Annotated in this window: 14 protein-coding genes and 1 tRNA gene; 13 read left to right on the forward strand and 2 right to left on the reverse strand. The window is 67.8% G+C overall.

What is annotated here, in order from left to right:
• Positions 1-58 precede the first annotated feature (58 nt).
• Positions 59-1,078, reverse strand: a complete 1,020-nt coding sequence (locus ACFYWJ_RS19555; RefSeq protein WP_355280354.1) for a hypothetical protein — start codon at positions 1,076-1,078, stop codon at positions 59-61.
• Here ACFYWJ_RS19555 and ACFYWJ_RS19560 point away from each other — a divergent pair.
• On the forward strand, positions 1,068-1,478 hold the full coding sequence (locus ACFYWJ_RS19560) for a MarR family transcriptional regulator (protein WP_355280355.1): 411 nt from the start codon (positions 1,068-1,070) through the stop codon (positions 1,476-1,478). The two genes, ACFYWJ_RS19555 and ACFYWJ_RS19560, sit on opposite strands and share 11 nt — an antisense overlap.
• A gap of 130 nt (positions 1,479-1,608) precedes the next feature.
• Complete coding sequence (locus ACFYWJ_RS19565; protein ID WP_355280356.1) at positions 1,609-2,883, forward strand: glycosyltransferase 87 family protein; 1,275 nt, start codon at positions 1,609-1,611, stop codon at positions 2,881-2,883.
• 28 nt (positions 2,884-2,911) lie between these two features.
• Here ACFYWJ_RS19565 and ACFYWJ_RS19570 read toward each other — a convergent pair whose 3' ends face one another.
• The gene (locus ACFYWJ_RS19570) at positions 2,912-3,466 is read right to left on the reverse strand and encodes a hypothetical protein (protein ID WP_355280357.1); all 555 of its coding nucleotides are present in this window, start codon (positions 3,464-3,466) and stop codon (positions 2,912-2,914) included.
• A 103-nt stretch (positions 3,467-3,569) separates the two neighbouring features.
• On the opposite strand from ACFYWJ_RS19570, the gene ACFYWJ_RS19575 reads away from it, so the two are divergent.
• The 11 genes from ACFYWJ_RS19575 (at position 3,570) to ACFYWJ_RS19625 (ending at position 15,610) form a co-directional block, all read left to right on the forward strand.
• Positions 3,570-4,082: a PadR family transcriptional regulator gene (locus ACFYWJ_RS19575; protein ID WP_355280358.1), complete on the forward strand. Its 513-nt coding sequence runs from the start codon at positions 3,570-3,572 to the stop codon at positions 4,080-4,082.
• A 50-nt stretch (positions 4,083-4,132) separates the two neighbouring features.
• A tRNA-Leu gene (locus ACFYWJ_RS19580) sits at positions 4,133-4,217 on the forward strand.
• Positions 4,218-4,810: 593 nt separating this feature from the next.
• Positions 4,811-5,740 carry a hypothetical protein gene (locus ACFYWJ_RS19585; RefSeq protein ID WP_355280360.1) on the forward strand — a complete coding sequence of 310 codons (930 nt, stop codon included), beginning with the start codon at positions 4,811-4,813 and terminating at the stop codon, positions 5,738-5,740.
• Between the two features lie 1,324 nt (positions 5,741-7,064).
• Positions 7,065-7,955, forward strand: a complete 891-nt coding sequence (locus ACFYWJ_RS19590; protein ID WP_387162292.1) for an SDR family NAD(P)-dependent oxidoreductase — start codon at positions 7,065-7,067, stop codon at positions 7,953-7,955.
• Between the two features lie 93 nt (positions 7,956-8,048).
• Positions 8,049-9,767, forward strand: a complete 1,719-nt coding sequence (locus ACFYWJ_RS19595) for an AMP-binding protein (RefSeq protein WP_355280361.1) — start codon at positions 8,049-8,051, stop codon at positions 9,765-9,767.
• The gene (locus ACFYWJ_RS19600) at positions 9,755-11,422 is read left to right on the forward strand and encodes a 4Fe-4S binding protein (RefSeq protein ID WP_355280363.1); all 1,668 of its coding nucleotides are present in this window, start codon (positions 9,755-9,757) and stop codon (positions 11,420-11,422) included. The genes ACFYWJ_RS19595 and ACFYWJ_RS19600 overlap by 13 nt, the downstream gene beginning before the upstream one ends.
• A gap of 146 nt (positions 11,423-11,568) precedes the next feature.
• Positions 11,569-12,774, forward strand: a complete 1,206-nt coding sequence (locus tag ACFYWJ_RS19605; RefSeq protein ID WP_355280365.1) for a cytochrome P450 — start codon at positions 11,569-11,571, stop codon at positions 12,772-12,774.
• On the forward strand, positions 12,774-13,571 hold the full coding sequence (locus ACFYWJ_RS19610) for an SDR family oxidoreductase (RefSeq protein WP_355280366.1): 798 nt from the start codon (positions 12,774-12,776) through the stop codon (positions 13,569-13,571). Before ACFYWJ_RS19605 ends, ACFYWJ_RS19610 begins: the two co-directional genes overlap by 1 nt.
• Positions 13,568-13,771 carry a ferredoxin gene (locus tag ACFYWJ_RS19615; RefSeq protein ID WP_355280367.1) on the forward strand — a complete coding sequence of 68 codons (204 nt, stop codon included), beginning with the start codon at positions 13,568-13,570 and terminating at the stop codon, positions 13,769-13,771. The genes ACFYWJ_RS19610 and ACFYWJ_RS19615 overlap by 4 nt, the downstream gene beginning before the upstream one ends.
• Before the next feature lie 31 nt (positions 13,772-13,802).
• Positions 13,803-14,354 carry a nuclear transport factor 2 family protein gene (locus tag ACFYWJ_RS19620; RefSeq protein WP_355280369.1) on the forward strand — a complete coding sequence of 184 codons (552 nt, stop codon included), beginning with the start codon at positions 13,803-13,805 and terminating at the stop codon, positions 14,352-14,354.
• Complete coding sequence (locus tag ACFYWJ_RS19625; protein WP_387162287.1) at positions 14,351-15,610, forward strand: hypothetical protein; 1,260 nt, start codon at positions 14,351-14,353, stop codon at positions 15,608-15,610. The genes ACFYWJ_RS19620 and ACFYWJ_RS19625 overlap by 4 nt, the downstream gene beginning before the upstream one ends.
• Position 15,611 lies beyond the last annotated feature (1 nt).

Genomic DNA, 15,611 nt, shown 5'->3' on the forward strand with positions numbered 1-15,611 from the left:
ATCCCGGATCCGAAGCCTCGGCAACGATTTTCGGCGAGCGAGGTTCCTGCCGCGTCCGTCAGACGGCGACCGACTCGCCGATCTCCTCCTCGACCGCGGCGGACCCGACCGGCTTCGGCGTGTTGCGGGCCTCGTGCCGACCCGCGACGACGACGAGCAGCACGCCGACCGCGAGCCACGCGAACAGACCGAGCAGCCGTGTCCCGAACCCGGTAGCGGTGTCGAAGTACAGCAGGGTCCGCAATCCCTCGACGAAGTCGGCGCCGTTCCAGAACGAGTGCAGCGCACCGAAGAAGCCGTTCTGCAGCTGCGGCCCGTAGACGCCGCCGGAGGTGGTGAAGTTCAGCATCACGAACAGCGTGATGAGCGCGAGCGTCGTCCACCGCTTCAGGAAGGTGTGCAGTCCGATGCCGATCAGGATGATCCCCGCGCTGTAGAGCCAGGCGACCCCGAACACCGCCGCGTAGTCGTGGTCGACGACCCCGAACACCGGACCCGCCACCACGATTCCGATCAGGCTCACGACGAACGCGGTCACCACACCGATCGCCACGCGCACCCGCATCCGCAGCATCGCGCCCGCGGCCCCGATCACCGCGACGCTGCCGTACGCGCCCACGCTCAACGCGACCAGCAGGAAGAACAGCCCCTGCCCGGTCGGGTCCCCGTCCGCCTTCGCGGTCACATCGGTGACGACCAGCGGCACGCCCTGATGGTCGGAGACCCGCCGGAAGGCCACCTCGGCGGCCATCGCGGTGGTGTCGGAGCCCGCCGTCGCGACGAGCAGCTCCGGCCGTCGCTCGTCGGGCACGTAGGCGCCGGTGAGCTCACGGTCGCCGAGCGCCGCGAGCGCCGCGTCCCGGGTCGGCACGGTGATGATGTCGACCCCGTCACCCGCCTTGTCCTTCATGGTCTGCGCCAGCACCATCGCCTGCGGTGAGTCGCCGACCACGGCCAGCTCGAGATGGTTCGGCGTCGGCTGATGGAACGCGCCGAGATAGGCGAACGCCATCCCGAGGCACATCAGCAACGGCGTCAGCAGATGTCCGGCAACATGCCGTAGCTGGGTGGTGGTCATCGCCGCCATCCAGCGCGAGCTCACCGCCTTCGCCCGCCGCGCCCGCGGCCGCGCGGCCGAACTGCACCCCGAGCTCACCCTGGTCGCCTACAGCATCCTCGACCTGATCCTGGAGCGCGGCGGCTATCAGGCCACCGATCTGGCCGAACAGTTCCTGCTCGACAAGTCGACCGTCAGCAGGCAGGTCGGCGCGCTCGAGCGGCTCGGCTATCTCACCCGCGAGGTCGACCCGGGTAACCGGCGCAACCATCTCCTGCGCGCCACCGAGGCAGGCCGGGCCGTGGCGCGCGCGGCCGAGCAACGCCGTCGCGAGGCCTTCGCCGACCGTTTCGCGGACTGGACCGACGCCGACGTCGCGACGCTGGCGAGCCTCCTCACCCGCTACAACCGGGGCGACTGACCCCCTCGCACCGTCGGCTCCGGCATCGCTCCGACCAGCCCGATCGGGCATCCCGCTGGCTATTGCGCGGGTCACCGCCGCCGACGGGCGATGGCGCGGCGCGGCACGTGAGTCGGTATAGTGGCCGCGGATGAGTAGTGACACCACCCACCCCGTGCGGCAGCCCTCCCCACGCCCGATCAATCGAGCATGGTGGCTGGTGCCGGTGCTGCTCACCGTCGTCTCGATCGTGTGCGTGCGCGTCCCGCTCTGGCCGTTCGAGCAGTACTCCGGCGGCTTCATCGACCTGCAGGTGTATCGCCTCGGCATCGAGGCCATGCGCGACGGCGCCGACATGTACGGCCAGCTGCCCAAGACCTCCATCGGGATCGGCCTGCCGTTCATCTATCCGCCGTTCGCCGCCATCGCGCTCGCGCCGTTCGCGCTGCTGCCCTGGGGAGTGGCCAAGATCCTCTACGTCGTGGCCTCGATCGCCGCGCTCGCCTGGACGCTGTTCCTCGTCGCCCGGCGCTACCACCGCGACAACCGCCAGGCCGCGCTGCTGGTGACCGCGTGCGCGCTGCCCGCCGCGATGCTGCTGGAACCGGTGCGCTCGACCATCGACTTCGGCCAGGTCAACCTGCTGCTGATGGTGCTCGTCGCCACCGACTGCCTGCTGCCCAAGACCCGCTACCCGCGCGGCATGCTGATCGGCCTGGCTGCCGCCATCAAGCTGACACCGGCCGCGTTCGTGCTGTTCTTCCTGGTCCGCAAGGACTACAAAGCCGCCGCCACCGCCGCGGCCACCGGCGCCGTCGCCACCATCGCCTCGTTCGCGCTGCTGCCCGGTGAATCCACGCGCTACTGGTTCGGCGGCCTCGGCAACGTCTCCGGCCTGAGCGGCTCGGCCTTCCATACCAACCAGTCCATCCAGGCCGTGCTGGCCCGCCTGCACGTCACCGGGCTGCCCTTCGACGCCCTCTGGCTGGTCCTGGGCGCCCTGCTGCTGGTGCTCGTCGTCGCCGCCATGCGCAAGGCCGCCGACGCCCCCGCGATCGCGCTAGCCCTCAACGCGGTCTTCACCCTGCTGCTCTCGCCGATCTCGTGGTCGCACCACTGGGTGTGGATCGCGCCCGCCCTGCTCGCCATCGTCTGCCACGCGCGCACCCTGCCCATCGCCAGCGCGCGCGGCTGGTACGCGACGGCGGTCGTGGTGGCCGCGGTCTTCGTCATCGCGCCGCACAGCTTCCTGCCCGACGGCGAACACCGGGAGACCTCGTGGGCGTGGTGGCAACACGTCGTCGGCGACACCTATGTGTGGCTGGCGGTCGGCCTCGTCGTGCTGTTCCTGGTCACCGGCCGCCACACCGCCACCGCGTCGACGGCCGAGCCCGCCGTCGACGCGGAGCCCGCCCGCGCCGGCTGAGCCGGTGACGTAGGGGGCCCTGAACGGCTCACACAGCGTCGAACGCGGCCGCCTTGGCCTGGATGTAGGCGACGTACCGCACGGTGAACACCATCGGCACCGCGAACGTCAGCGCGTGCGCGAGTGTCCGCGGCCAGGTGTCGGCGTGCGCCAGTACCGCCAGCAGCACCGCGCCGACCGCGAAGCTCGCCGTCCACACCGCGGTGAGCACATACGCTGTCCGCACGAACAGTGGCTCCGTCCAGACCTCCTGTGGTGTGGTCTGTTTCGCGATCCCGAGGGTGAACGGCATCCCGACGGCCAGCGAGACGCCGGCGATCAGTGCCAGCGCGGTGTGCGAGAGCGCGGGGGAGTAGGCGTGTAATCCGGTGTCGGGATCGCTGAACGCCAGGGCGGCCAGCCCCACGAAGAAGGCCAGCGTCCCGATCTCGATGATCAGCGCGTCGAACGTGGCCCCACTCCGCCTGCGCACCACCAGCTCGGCGAGCGCGAGCACGGCTGCGGCGAGCGCCGCCCACTGCCAGTACGAGCCGGGAACCAGCGCGTAGACGATCCACGGAGCAAAGGTGCGCAGGTAGGACATGGTGACTCCTGAGTACGCGATAGGCGCGACATTCCAATTCAGACAGGTCGAAATTAGAGGTTCCTACTTCGACATGTCAAGAGTGGAATGTAAGGTGAGAGGCATGAGCCTCCGTCACGCCCTGCTCGGCCTGCTCGCCGACCGCCCCGCCAGCGGCTACGACCTGATCCACCGCTTCAAGGAATCCCTCGCCAACGTCTGGCCCGCCACCCAGAGCCAGATCTACACCGAGCTCACCAAGCTCGCCGACACCGGCAAGATCACCGTCTCCGACGAGGGCCCCCGCGGGCGCAAGGAATACACGATCACCCCCGACGGCCGCGCCGACCTCCACCACTGGCTCACCGAAGTCGCCCCCAAACCGATCACCCGCAACGAAACCCTCCTGCGCGTCTTCTTCCTCGACGCCCTCACCCCCGCCGAAGCGATCACCTACCTCACCACCCTCGAGACCCGCTCCGCCACCGCCCTCGCCGAACTCGGCACCCTCGAATCCGCGGTCGACTGGACCGCCAACCCCTTCTCCACCAACGGCCACATCGCCCTCGAGTGGGGCAAGCGCTTCTACCGCATGAACCAGGAGTGGGCAGAGTGGGCAAAACAGCAGGTCACCTAGGCGATTTGGATTCCGTCACCGCGTCGGATAATCTTTTGGCACACCAGCAAGTCCGGGTGGCGGAATGGCAGACGCGCTAGCTTGAGGTGCTAGTGCCCGTATTAGGGCGTGGGGGTTCAAGTCCCCCTCCGGACACAGTAAACAGCAGGTCAGGGGCGCAATCGCGAGATTGCGCCCCTTCTGCGTCCACACCGCGGTCCGTTGGGCGCGGCTGCTCGACCGCGTCGGCCCGGTCGAGGCCGAACGGGTCCTGGCCGCCCAGCTCGCCGCCACCTGTGACGTGATCATGCTGACGCCGTGGCTGAAACGGCACGTGCACCTGCTCGGGCAGTCCGTCGAAGACGAAACCAAACGCAAGTACCTGAGCATGATCGCCCACGACATCACCCGTTCTTCAACGGCGAACATCTCCCGGTCGACGCCGTCACACAGGACATGGTCGCGGCGTGGGTCGAGTGGCTCGCAGCCGAATTCGGCAACGGGCCCAAGACGATCGCCAACAAGCACGGCCTACTGTCCGCTGCCCTCACCAGGGCCGCGCAGCAGCGACCGACCCCGATCATTCCGTGGAACCCGTGCGATGTGACGAGGCTGCCGAAGCGGATGGCGCGCGAGGTGAACCACCTGAGCGAGGACGAATTCGAGCTCGTCGACGCGCTGCTCGCCCGTTCTGGCGGGAGTTCGGAGTCATGTCGATGTGCCTCCCCGGCGAGCAGGGCGCGCTCGAGGTGGGCGACATCAACCGCGAGACCGGCGCGATCAGCATCACCAAGGCGTGGAAGTGGGACAACGGCCGGTTGAAGCTCGGCGACCCGAAATCGGTCCGCGGCATTTGCACGACGTTCGTGCCGCTGGAAACCGTGGCCCGCCTCGATCTCGACCGCCGGGCACTCGTCGATCGCGATCACCGACGCGCGGTACGGGCACATCTCGGCGGCGGCGAGCGCGGCGAGCGCCGAGGCCATTGCGGGCAGGCTGCCCCGGCTGCGCGCGCACGTCCTCGATCTGGAGCAGGCGCGCCGGCGGCGCGATGTGCGGCTCGGCTGCTCGGCGAGATCGAGCGCGTGCCGGGCGGTTTCGAGGCGATCTGGATGGACGATCGCGGGCTCGTGCACTCACGCGTGTTCGGCACCTACGATGCCGCGGTCGACCACATCGCCCAGATGGAGTGGGCCGCCACCAAGTCCGGCGATCCGCTGTTGCTCGCGACCACGCACTACGTGAAGGCGGCGACGCTGTCTCGCGTCGGCGCCACGAAACACGCCCTGCGACTGCTGACCCGGGCGATGTCAGACATCGAGTACATGGTCGATGACGACGCCACCGCGGCGGCCGTGTACTCGATCCTGCGCATGCTGGCCGGAACGATCGCCGCGGCGACAGGCGACGCCGACACCGCGCGCTCGCACCCGCGCGAGGCCGAGCACCTGGCGCGGCATTCGGCGGCGACCGGATCGTCTACGACACCCCCGTCGGGCCGACGAACATCGATCTGTACAAGGTGTGCGCCGAGGTCGACCTCGGCGAGCCGGGCAAGGCGCTCGCGATCGCGAAGGCGACTCGGTTCCCGTCGCGGTTCCCGAAAGAGCGGCACGGCTATTTCTGGCTCGACACGGCCCGGGCACACCTGCTCGCCGGTGAGGTCGACGAGGCTGTAGCGGCGCTCTACGAGAGCCGGATCGCAGCGCCCGAGCACTTCCGCAAGAGCAGCGCCACCAAGAGCGTGATCAAGTCGGCAGCAGCCAAGCAGCGCCGTGCGTCTCACGATCTCCGCAGCCTCGCCAACTACGCCGGGATCAAGGACTAGGAGTGCCGGTGCCGCAGCCGATTCGGGCAGATTCGCCCTGTGGACGCGGTCCACAATCGGGGCAATTCTCGGCTCAGGCAACCCCATATATTTGCTCGATGCTCCAGGTGCGAATACCGCACCTGGAGCATCAGTGTTTCGTAGAGATCTCGCTTGTTCTGGCTACGCAGTAGCAGGTCATGCGGTTCTGTCTGTGACCACGCGGGTTGGGAGTGGCTGGCGGCCGTTCTGTGCGACGTTGACGGCGGTAGTCGCAACGTGAGGCGAGCAGTACGTCGGTAAGCTGTGACACGCCGCGCGGCCGGCGGCTACCGGGAGGATTTCGCCGTCGCGTCCCCCTGATGTCGCGGCAAGGCCGTGGTGGCCGACAAGATCGCATCTGTCTCGGCCAAAGGAGCTCGGGTACTACCCGGACATTCCGCACCGATGTTCCTCGACCCCACAGTCGGCGCAGCACATGCTGTCGACTTCGGTGTTCATGATCGTGTGGACGAAGCTGGACAACATTGCCGCAGCAGATCGGACTGACCGCTGGGTATCGGTCATCGCTTGTTCTCTTCCTCGAGCGAATTTGGCGGCCTCTTCGAGGTCACGCGGTAACCACGTCGTTCCGGCCCGGCCCACCGACCTGGAGGGCTGGGCCGGGGCGTTGCCTCCCATGCGGTAGTCGGCATGGCGAGTGGGCGGGCTTGCTGCGTCAGAGTTACCAGGGCAGTGGCGATTTCGTGTATGTCGGCTTTGACGTGGGTAGTGGTTGTGCCCGCATCCCCAACCGGCGACGCCGACAGGCCGACATCGCTATCGGCGATCAGGTCCTGATGGCTTCGGAATTGGGCATTCGCGCGCCGTCGGCAGGGGGCGCGCCGTCTTGGTCGCTGTCGGTCGGGGAAGCGAGTGCCGGCTCATGTTCACCGTCGATGGTCAGTGGTGTGCTCCGAGTGGGAGAGTTCGATGTACAAGTGTCAGAATGTGTGATAGACATCTGTCCAGACACTGAGAGGTCTCAGGTGGAGGTCGCTTCCGGTCGTAGCGGAGGTCGACGGTCATGCACTCCATCCGGAGAACGTGCAAGGTGAGGAGAGCCTGATGCGGCGGAGGCCGAGTGCTCGATGTGATGTCGAGTGGTGTCCGGATGTCACAGCGGTGTGCGGGCCGGGCATCGCGGGTGGTGTCGAGTGAGCCGACCGCAGATCATGTTCGGCCGGGGGGCGGTGGTCGTCGGCGGTAGCAGCGGGGTGGGATTCGCTGTGGCGCGCTTGCTGGCGATGAACGGTGCGGGAGTCGTGATCAACGGACGGGACGGGGCGGCTGTGGATCGGGCCGTCGCTGAGATCCGGGCCGCGGGTGGCGTGGCATGGGGTGTCGACGGGTCGGCGGCCGATGCGCTGGTCGCGGAGAAGCTGGTCGCAACGTGTGTTGCCGAATGCGACGCGGTGGATGTGCTCGTCAATTGCGCGGGGATCGCGGAACCGTCCGGTTCCTCGATTCTTTCGGTCGATCCGCGGGATTGGCAGGCGCAGTTGGATTCCCATCTCGCGACGACATTCACGACCTGCCGCATCGCCGCCCCGCGCATGGTGGCCCAGCAGCGTGGCTCGATCATCAACACCTCGTCCTTCGCGTTCCTCGGTGACTTCGGTGGTACCGGTTACGCCGCTGCGAAAGGTGCGGTCAACAGCCTCACGCTGGCGATCGCGGCTGAGTTGAAAGACAGGGCGGTGCGCGCGAATGTCGTCTGTCCTGGCGCCCGGACCCGGCTTTCCTCGGGGCCGGTATACGAGGATCACCTGGAGGAGCTGTACCGCCGGGGGATGATCGACCAGGTGACGATGGACGCGTCGCTGGATCCACCACCTGCTGACTACGCCGCCGCGTTGTATCTGTATCTGAGCAGTGCGTCGGCGGTGTCGATCACGGGCGAGATCTTCGTTGCCGCAGGAGGATTCGTCGGAAGGTATCGACGGCAGACTCCGCGGGTCCTCGGCTACCGCGATCACCGGACATCGCCGGTCTGGCCGATCGAGGACCTGCATCGCATGATCGCCACCGATGTGAGTGCCACGTAGTAGTCCGGCGGGACGCCGCCGTCCGCCCCCGAACCGGCCACGGTTTCTGAGTGCAATTGATGAATCAAGCTACATACCATCGGGATGGTTTCAATGGTGAAATTCAATCTGTCGGAAGTCTTCGCCGCGGTCGCCGCGGCGGTGCCGGATCGGGAATTCATAGTCTGGCGCGACCGGCGGATCAGCTATGGCGCGGCAGACCGGCGCAGCAGTGGATTCGCCGGCTTTCTCGCGGCTCGGGGGTTCGGTTGCCGGATCGAGCGGTCGTCGTTGGCCGGTCATGCCTCGGGCCAGGACCATGTCGGCATCTACCTGCGCAACTGCACCGAATATCCGGAGATACTCGTCGGTGCCTACCGGTCGCGCACTGTGCCGTTCAACGTCAACTACCGTTACGTCGAAAAAGAGCTCGTCTACCTGTTGCGCGACGCCCAGGTCAAAGTGCTTGTCTATCAAGCGGAATTCGCCCCCCGGGTTGCGGCGATTCTCGACGAATTGCCCGGACCGGTATTGCTCGTCCAAGTCGCCGACGGCAGTGACAATGCGCTGCTGCCGGGAGCCGTCGCCTACGAAGACGCGGTCGCGACCCCACCGCCGCCGGACGGGCTCCCCGCTCCCCGTGGCGAGGACCTCTACCTGCTGTATACCGGCGGCACGACGGGGATGCCGAAGGGCGTGCTGTGGCAGCAGGACGACATCTACATGGCCGCCATGGGTGGCACCCGGTTCGGCACCGGCGAGCAGCTCGGCTCCTATGCGGAGCTGGTCGAATCGGCACGGGCGACCGAGGGGTACTACCGGCTCGTTGTCGCCGCCCCGTTCATGCACGGGGCAGGCGGGTGGTTGCTGTTCCAGACGGTGACGCACGGGGGCACACTGGTATTGCCTTCGGTGACAGACCGTTTCGACCCGGCCTCCGTGCTCCGGGCGGTGTCGCGGGAGAGCGTGATCGCGCTGCCGATCGTCGGTGACGCGATGGCTCGTCCGATCGCGGGTGAACTCGAAGCCGGTCACTACGACCTGGGCACGCTCGCCGCGGTGCACAACGCGGGCGCGCCACTCACCCCGACGGTTCGTCAGCGGCTGATGACCGCGCTGGGCCGCGAGGTGATGGTGATCGACTCCGTGGGTTCCTCGGAATCCGGGATCCAGATGACACAGGTCTACGGTTCCGCCGACCCGGAAGCGGGCGGAAACTTCGCGCCCCAGAGCTCGGACACCGCGATCGTCGACGAAGAGATGAGCCGGGTGCTCACCGAGCCAGGGTCGCACGGCTGGCTGGCGCGGCGGGGCCGTATTCCGCTCGGATATCTCGACGACGAAGCGAAGACGGCACGGACGTTTCCGGTGATCGACGGACAGCGCTGGGCGATAGCAGGGGATCGCGCGAATCTGCGCGACGGAGGCCAGATCGAACTGCTCGGCCGCGACAACCTGACCATCAATTCCGGTGGCGAGAAGATCTTCGTCGAGGAAGTCGAGCGGGCCATCGCGGCGCATTCCGGCGTAGCGGATGTGGTGGTGGTCGGACGGACGTCGAGTCGATGGGGGAGCGAGGTCGTGGCGATCGTGGAACTGATGGACGACGCCGTCACCGACGCGGAATTGCTGGCCGAAGGTGCGAAACACATTGCCCGCTACAAACTTCCGAAGGCGATTCTCCGATGTTCGGAAATCGTGCGTTCGCCTACCGGGAAAGCGGATTACCGGTGGGCGCAGGACTTCGCGGTACGCGCGACCTCGACCGCATCATCGCCACCTGAATCGACTCCTCGGTTCCCCAGACGTGAGGACGCCCCATGGCCTTCGTGATCACCCAACGTTGCTGCAACGACGCCAGCTGTGTGGTGGAGTGCCCCGTCGACTGCATTCGGCCCCGGCCGGACGAGCCGGCGTTCGCCACCGCCGAGATACTGCACATCGACCCCGATACCTGCATCGACTGCGGTGCGTGTGTGGAGGCGTGCCCCGTCGACGCCATTTTCGGTGCCGACGAACTGCCACCCGCTCTGGAGCGCTACGCCGACATCAATGCCGCCTATTTCGAGCGCAATCCACTCGACACCGCCATCGCGCCGGTGCCGAACCCGATCCGCGTGCCACGGGAATCGGCGACGCTGCGCGTGGCCGTCGTCGGCACGGGCCCGGCGGCCTGCTACGCGGCCGAGCAGCTTCTGGGACGTGGCCGAGTCGAGATCGACATGTTCGACCGGCTGCCCGCTCCGTGGGGCCTTGCCCGCTACGGCGTAGCGCCCGACCATCCCGAAACCCGCGGTGTGACCGACATGTTCAACGCCGCGTTCAAGCGGGACGCGGTGCGGATGCACCTCAATGTCGACATCGGTCGAGACGTCACCCACGACGAGCTGCTAGCGCACTTCCACGCCGTCATCTACGCCGTCGGGGCCTCCGGTGATCGCCGGCTGGGCATCCCCGGTGAGGATCTCGCGGGAAGCTACTCGGCCACCGAGTTCGTGGCCTGGTACAACGGACATCCCGACTTCGCCGACCGGCGCTTCGATCTGTCGGGTGAACGCGCCGTCATCGTCGGCAACGGCAACGTAGCGCTCGATATCGCCCGCGTCCTCACCGCCGATCCGGCGACGCTGGGTCGCACGGACATCGCCGACAACGCGCTGGAAGCGCTGCGGCACAGCAATGTTCGTGAGGTAGTTCTCCTCGGCCGCCGGGGTCTGCGGCACGCCGCGTTCACCGGGCCCGAGTTCCTGGCGCTGGGTGAGCTCGATGTCGACGTGGTGATCGATCCCGCCGACATCGATGACGACGTGGCCGCGGCGCTCGCGGATCCCTCGACCGATCCGGCGCTGCGGCTCAAGCTGACCCTGGCCGAGGAGTACGCGCGACGGGCGGGTACCGGTGATCGCAAGCGCATCGTCTTCCGGTTCCTCGTCTCCCCGGCGGAGGTGAGCGGCGCTGACGCGGTGGACGCGGTGCGGATCGTGCACAACGAGTTGCGCGCCTCGGCCGACGGCGTGACAGCGGTAGCCACCGACCGAACGGAAGTCGTCCCCTCCTCGCTGATCCTGCGGGCGGTCGGCTATCGGGGCAATCCCATGCCCGATGTCCCGTTCGACTCCGTCGCCGGCGTGATTCCGCACCGGCATGGCCGAGTGGTCGACGCGGCGGACACGGTCGCACCCGGCGTCTACACCGCGGGCTGGATCAAGCGGGGCGCGCGCGGTGTCATCGGCACGAACCGGGGTGACGCCGAGGAGACGGTGACCGGGCTGATCGAGGACTTCCTCGCGGGCAGCTTGACCGAGCCGGATCGAGACCGCGAGGCGTTCGAGGAACTGCTCACCCAGCGCTGCCCGCAGCGCATCGACCGTGGCGGCTGGATGACAGTCGATGCCGCCGAACGGGCCCATGGCGCTCTGGCGGGGCGGCCTCGGGTCAAGTTCGTGCGCGCCGGGGAGATCGTCGACCTCGCGCTTCGCGGAATGTGACTGTGTCGCGGCGTATTTCGCCATGAGCATTGTTCTGGGGTCACGTCGATGATAGTGTCCAGACACATGTCCAGTCATTTGTCCCTCCGGCCCGGTCGGCTGACCGGGGACCGGACACGCCCGCTATTGAATTCGAGGTACACGTGATGCCGTCGGCCGCAGTGGAGCCGTTCACGTTCGATCCGTACGACTACGCGTTTCATGACGATCCCTATCCGACCTACGAGCGCCTGCGCACGCAGAACCCGCTCTACCACAACGCGGATCTGGACTTCTGGGCCCTGTCGCGCCACGCCGATGTGATCGCCGGATTCCGTGACCACGTGCGCCTGTCCAGCGCCAACGGGGTCTCCCTCGACCCGGCGGCCTGGGGACCGCACGCGCACAAGACGATGTCGTTTCTGGCCATGGACGACCCGCGGCACATGCGGATGCGCAAGCTGGTGTTCAAGGGCTTCACGCCGCGCCGGGTCGCCGAGATGGACAGCCGGATCCACGAACTGACCCTCGAGCACCTCGAACCGGCGCTGGCCAAGGGAACCTTCGACTGGATCGAGGACTTCGCGGGCAAACTGCCCATGGACGTCATCTCCGAACTACTCGGTGTCCCGGTCGCCGACCGTGCCGAGGTGCGGCGGCTGGCCGATCTGGTGGTCCACCGCGACGACGGGGTACTCGATATGCCCGCCGCGGCCATCGAGTCCGCGCTCGAACTCATCGTGTACTACAGCGAGATGGTCGCCCGCCGCAGGCAGCTGCCGACCGACGATCTCACCTCGGCCCTGCTCGACGCCGAGATCGACGGTGACCGGCTCACCGACGAGGAGATCATCGGGTTCATGTTCCTGATGGTGGTCGCGGGCAACGAGACCACCACCAAACTGCTGGGCAACGCGCTCTACTGGGCCGCGCGCACACCGGGCGAGTACGCCAAGGTGGTCGCCGCCCCTGACCTGGTACCGGACTGGGTCGAGGAGACGCTGCGGTTCGACACCTCCAGTCAAATCGTCGCCCGCAGCGCCACCACCGACATCGAGATGCACGGCCGGACGATCCCGGCGGGCGCGAAAGTGCTGCTGCTGATGGGGTCGGCCAACCGGGACTCCGCGGTCTTTCCCGACGGCGACATCTTCCGCATCGACCGGCCGGAGAAGGGCGCGCTGGCCAGTTTCGGCGCCGGCGTGCACTTCTGCCTCGGCGCCCATCTGGCGCGGCTGGAGACCACCATCGCGCTGCGCGAGTTCGCGTCCCGGGTCGGTGATTACACGCTCCACGACGCCGGGATCGTGCGAGTGCATTCGACGAACGTGCGTGGCTTCGCCACGCTTCCCATCACTACGGAGGTCCACTGATGCCCCGCTTCGCCCCCCAACCCGACTCCCGTCCGGCGCTCGTCGCGGGAGCCTCATCGGGCATCGGCGCGGCCACCGCACAGGCGCTGGCCGAGGCCGGTCATCCCGTCGTACTCGGTGCGCGTCGGCTCGACGAATGCGAGACGCTGGCGGCCAAGATCCGCGCCGACGGCGGCCAGGCGCTGGCCTGTCGCCTCGATGTCACCGACACCGACTCCGTCGACAGCTTTGTCACCGCCGCGGAAGCCGAGTTCGGGCCGACCGAGATCCTGGTGTCCGGGGCAGGGAACCTGGTCTTCGGTCAGGTCCACGAATTGACCCCCGAACAGTTCCTTCGCCAGGTCGACGTCCATCTGGTCGGCCCGCAGCGGCTGGCCCACCGGGTGCTCCCGGGCATGATCGAGCGCGAACGTGGCGATTTCGTCATCATCAGCTCCGACACCGCGCCGTCGCCGCGCCCGCGTTCGGGCGCCTACCCCGCCGCGAAGGCGGGCCTGGAAGCGATGGCCCAGCAGCTGTGGATGGAACTGGAGGGCACCGGCGTGCGCGCCTCGGTGGTGCGGCCCGGCCCGACCAAGACCTCGATGGGTTCCGACACCACCGCCGAGATCATCGGGCCGGTTCTGCAGGACTGGGCCACCTGGGGATTCGCCCGGCATTCCGAGATGCTGCGCGCGTCCAATCTGGCCGCGGCCGTCCTGGCTGTGGTGTCGGCGCCGCGCGGCGCGCATATCCGGCTGACCGAGGTGCAACCCGAGGCGCGCGTGCGGCCGAGGACCGACGGGAGCCTCGCATGAAAATCGTCGTCGACCTGGATCTGTGCCAGGGCCACGCGGTCTGCGCGGCCGAGGCACCCGAGGTCTTCACCGTTCCCCGTCGGGGCAAGGTCGAGATCCTCGACACCGATCCCGCGCCGGAAGCCCGTGCCGCCGTCATGGACGCCGCGCGCTACTGCCCCACTCGCGCGCTGTCGATCATCGACGGCGATGACAACTGACTTGCCGATACAACCCGAAAGGACTGAGAACATGGCTGTTTTCGATCGCGCCGAGCTCGACGAGATGGTGACCCGCTGGCTGCAGGCCAACAAGGACTGTGAAGCCGAGGGCGACTGGCGTCCGCTGGCGGAGTACTACACCGAGGACGCCACGTACGGCTGGAACTACGGTCCGACACAGGAATTCATGGCGGTCGGCCGTGACGAGATCCGCGACATCGCCATCGGCGTGGAAATGGACGGCCTCGAGGGCTGGACCTACCCGTATCAGGAGATGGTCGTCGACGACCGCAGCGGCACGGTGATCGGCTTCTGGAAGCAGGTCGCCGACACCACCCGTCCCGACGGTAGCCACTACTCCCCGGCGGGTATCGGCGGCAGCTGGTTCCGCTACGGCGGCAATTTCCAGTGGTCCTGGCAGCGGGACTTCTTCGACTTCGGCAATGTGAGCTCGCTGTTCCTGGAGATGATGTCGGCCGACGCGCTGTCACCGGGCATGAACAAGCGCATCACCCGGGCCGTCTCCGGTGACCCGCTGCCGGGCTGGTACAAGATCGGCGAAGCCCCGGTGCCGCTGTGGTGAGCGAACCGGACCGCGCGCGCAGCGGTTTCGCGGACCTGAGCCGGACCGAACTGGCGATCCTGGTGCCCGAACTGCTGCTGAGCGGGCACCTGATCGACCGCTCCGGGATGGCACACAGCATCGCGGCTTTCGGTCGCGAGGGCATGGCCGAGGTGGCCATCGAAGAATGGCAGGTGGCCAGTCCCGTCTACACCCGGCGGATGCAGCGCGCGCTCGGCTTCACCGGCGACGGCGTGGAGACGATCTTCAAAGGGCTGCAACTCGATATCGGGGCGCCACCGCAGTTCATGGACTTCCGCTACCGCGTGCACGACCACCGGCACGGCGAGTTCTGGCTCGATCACTGCGGCGCGCTCGCGGACGTGGAACCCATGGGTGAGTCCTACGTGCGCTCGATGTGCCACGACATCGAGGACCCCACCTTCGACGCCACCGCTCTGGCCACCAATCCGCACGCCCAGGTGCGGCCGATCCATCGGCCGCCACGGGTGCCCGCCGACCGTCATCCGGTCTGCGCGTGGACGGTGGTCATCGACGACTCGCATGTCCCGCCACCGGTTCCGGCCAACTTCGAGACCGTCGCGCGATCGCACGCCGCCCAGGTGGTGCTGGATCCGATCGATCCACTCGACCCCGGACTCGGCGACTACGCGGGCCCGCTGCTCAGCGATCTGCGGTTCGGCGACTTCTCGCGCTCGGCGCTGATCCGCATGGCCGACGAGGTGTGCCTCCAGCACCACCTGCTGACCCTCGGGTTCCTCATCGCGGTGGGTGCCAGGGCCGAGGACGCGGCGGCCGCCGACATCGGGCGCAGGCAGTTCGCCGGCATCGCGGGCCTGACCGCCGAGCGGCTGCGCCTGGCGCTGGGTCTCGGTGACGACGATGCCGCCCTGGCCCAGGTGCTGCGGCGGCATCCGGCCTGGAACCCGCTGTGCTACACCGGCATCCGTGTCGATCACGCCGACATCGGGGTGCGCCTGCGCATCCCGAAGCGCAGCGGGGCCGTGACCGACAAGGTCTGGCCCGCGCTGATCGACGCCACGCATCTGGCGCCGTTGGAGGCGATGGCGCGCGGGGTGAACCCGCGTTTCACGGTCCACGTCATCGACGACACCGACGATGAACTCGCGGTCGGATTCCTCCTGGCGGAGAAGCCGTTCGCCGAGTCGGGCGATGTCGCCATCACCCGGTTCAGCACCGGTGCGACCTTCCAATTCGCCGATCGTGGCATTCCCCTTCCGCTGACCGTGGTCTGAC

It is taken from the genome of Nocardia sp. NPDC003269 (assembly GCF_042888005.1).
Taxonomy (GTDB): domain Bacteria; phylum Actinomycetota; class Actinomycetes; order Mycobacteriales; family Mycobacteriaceae; genus Nocardia.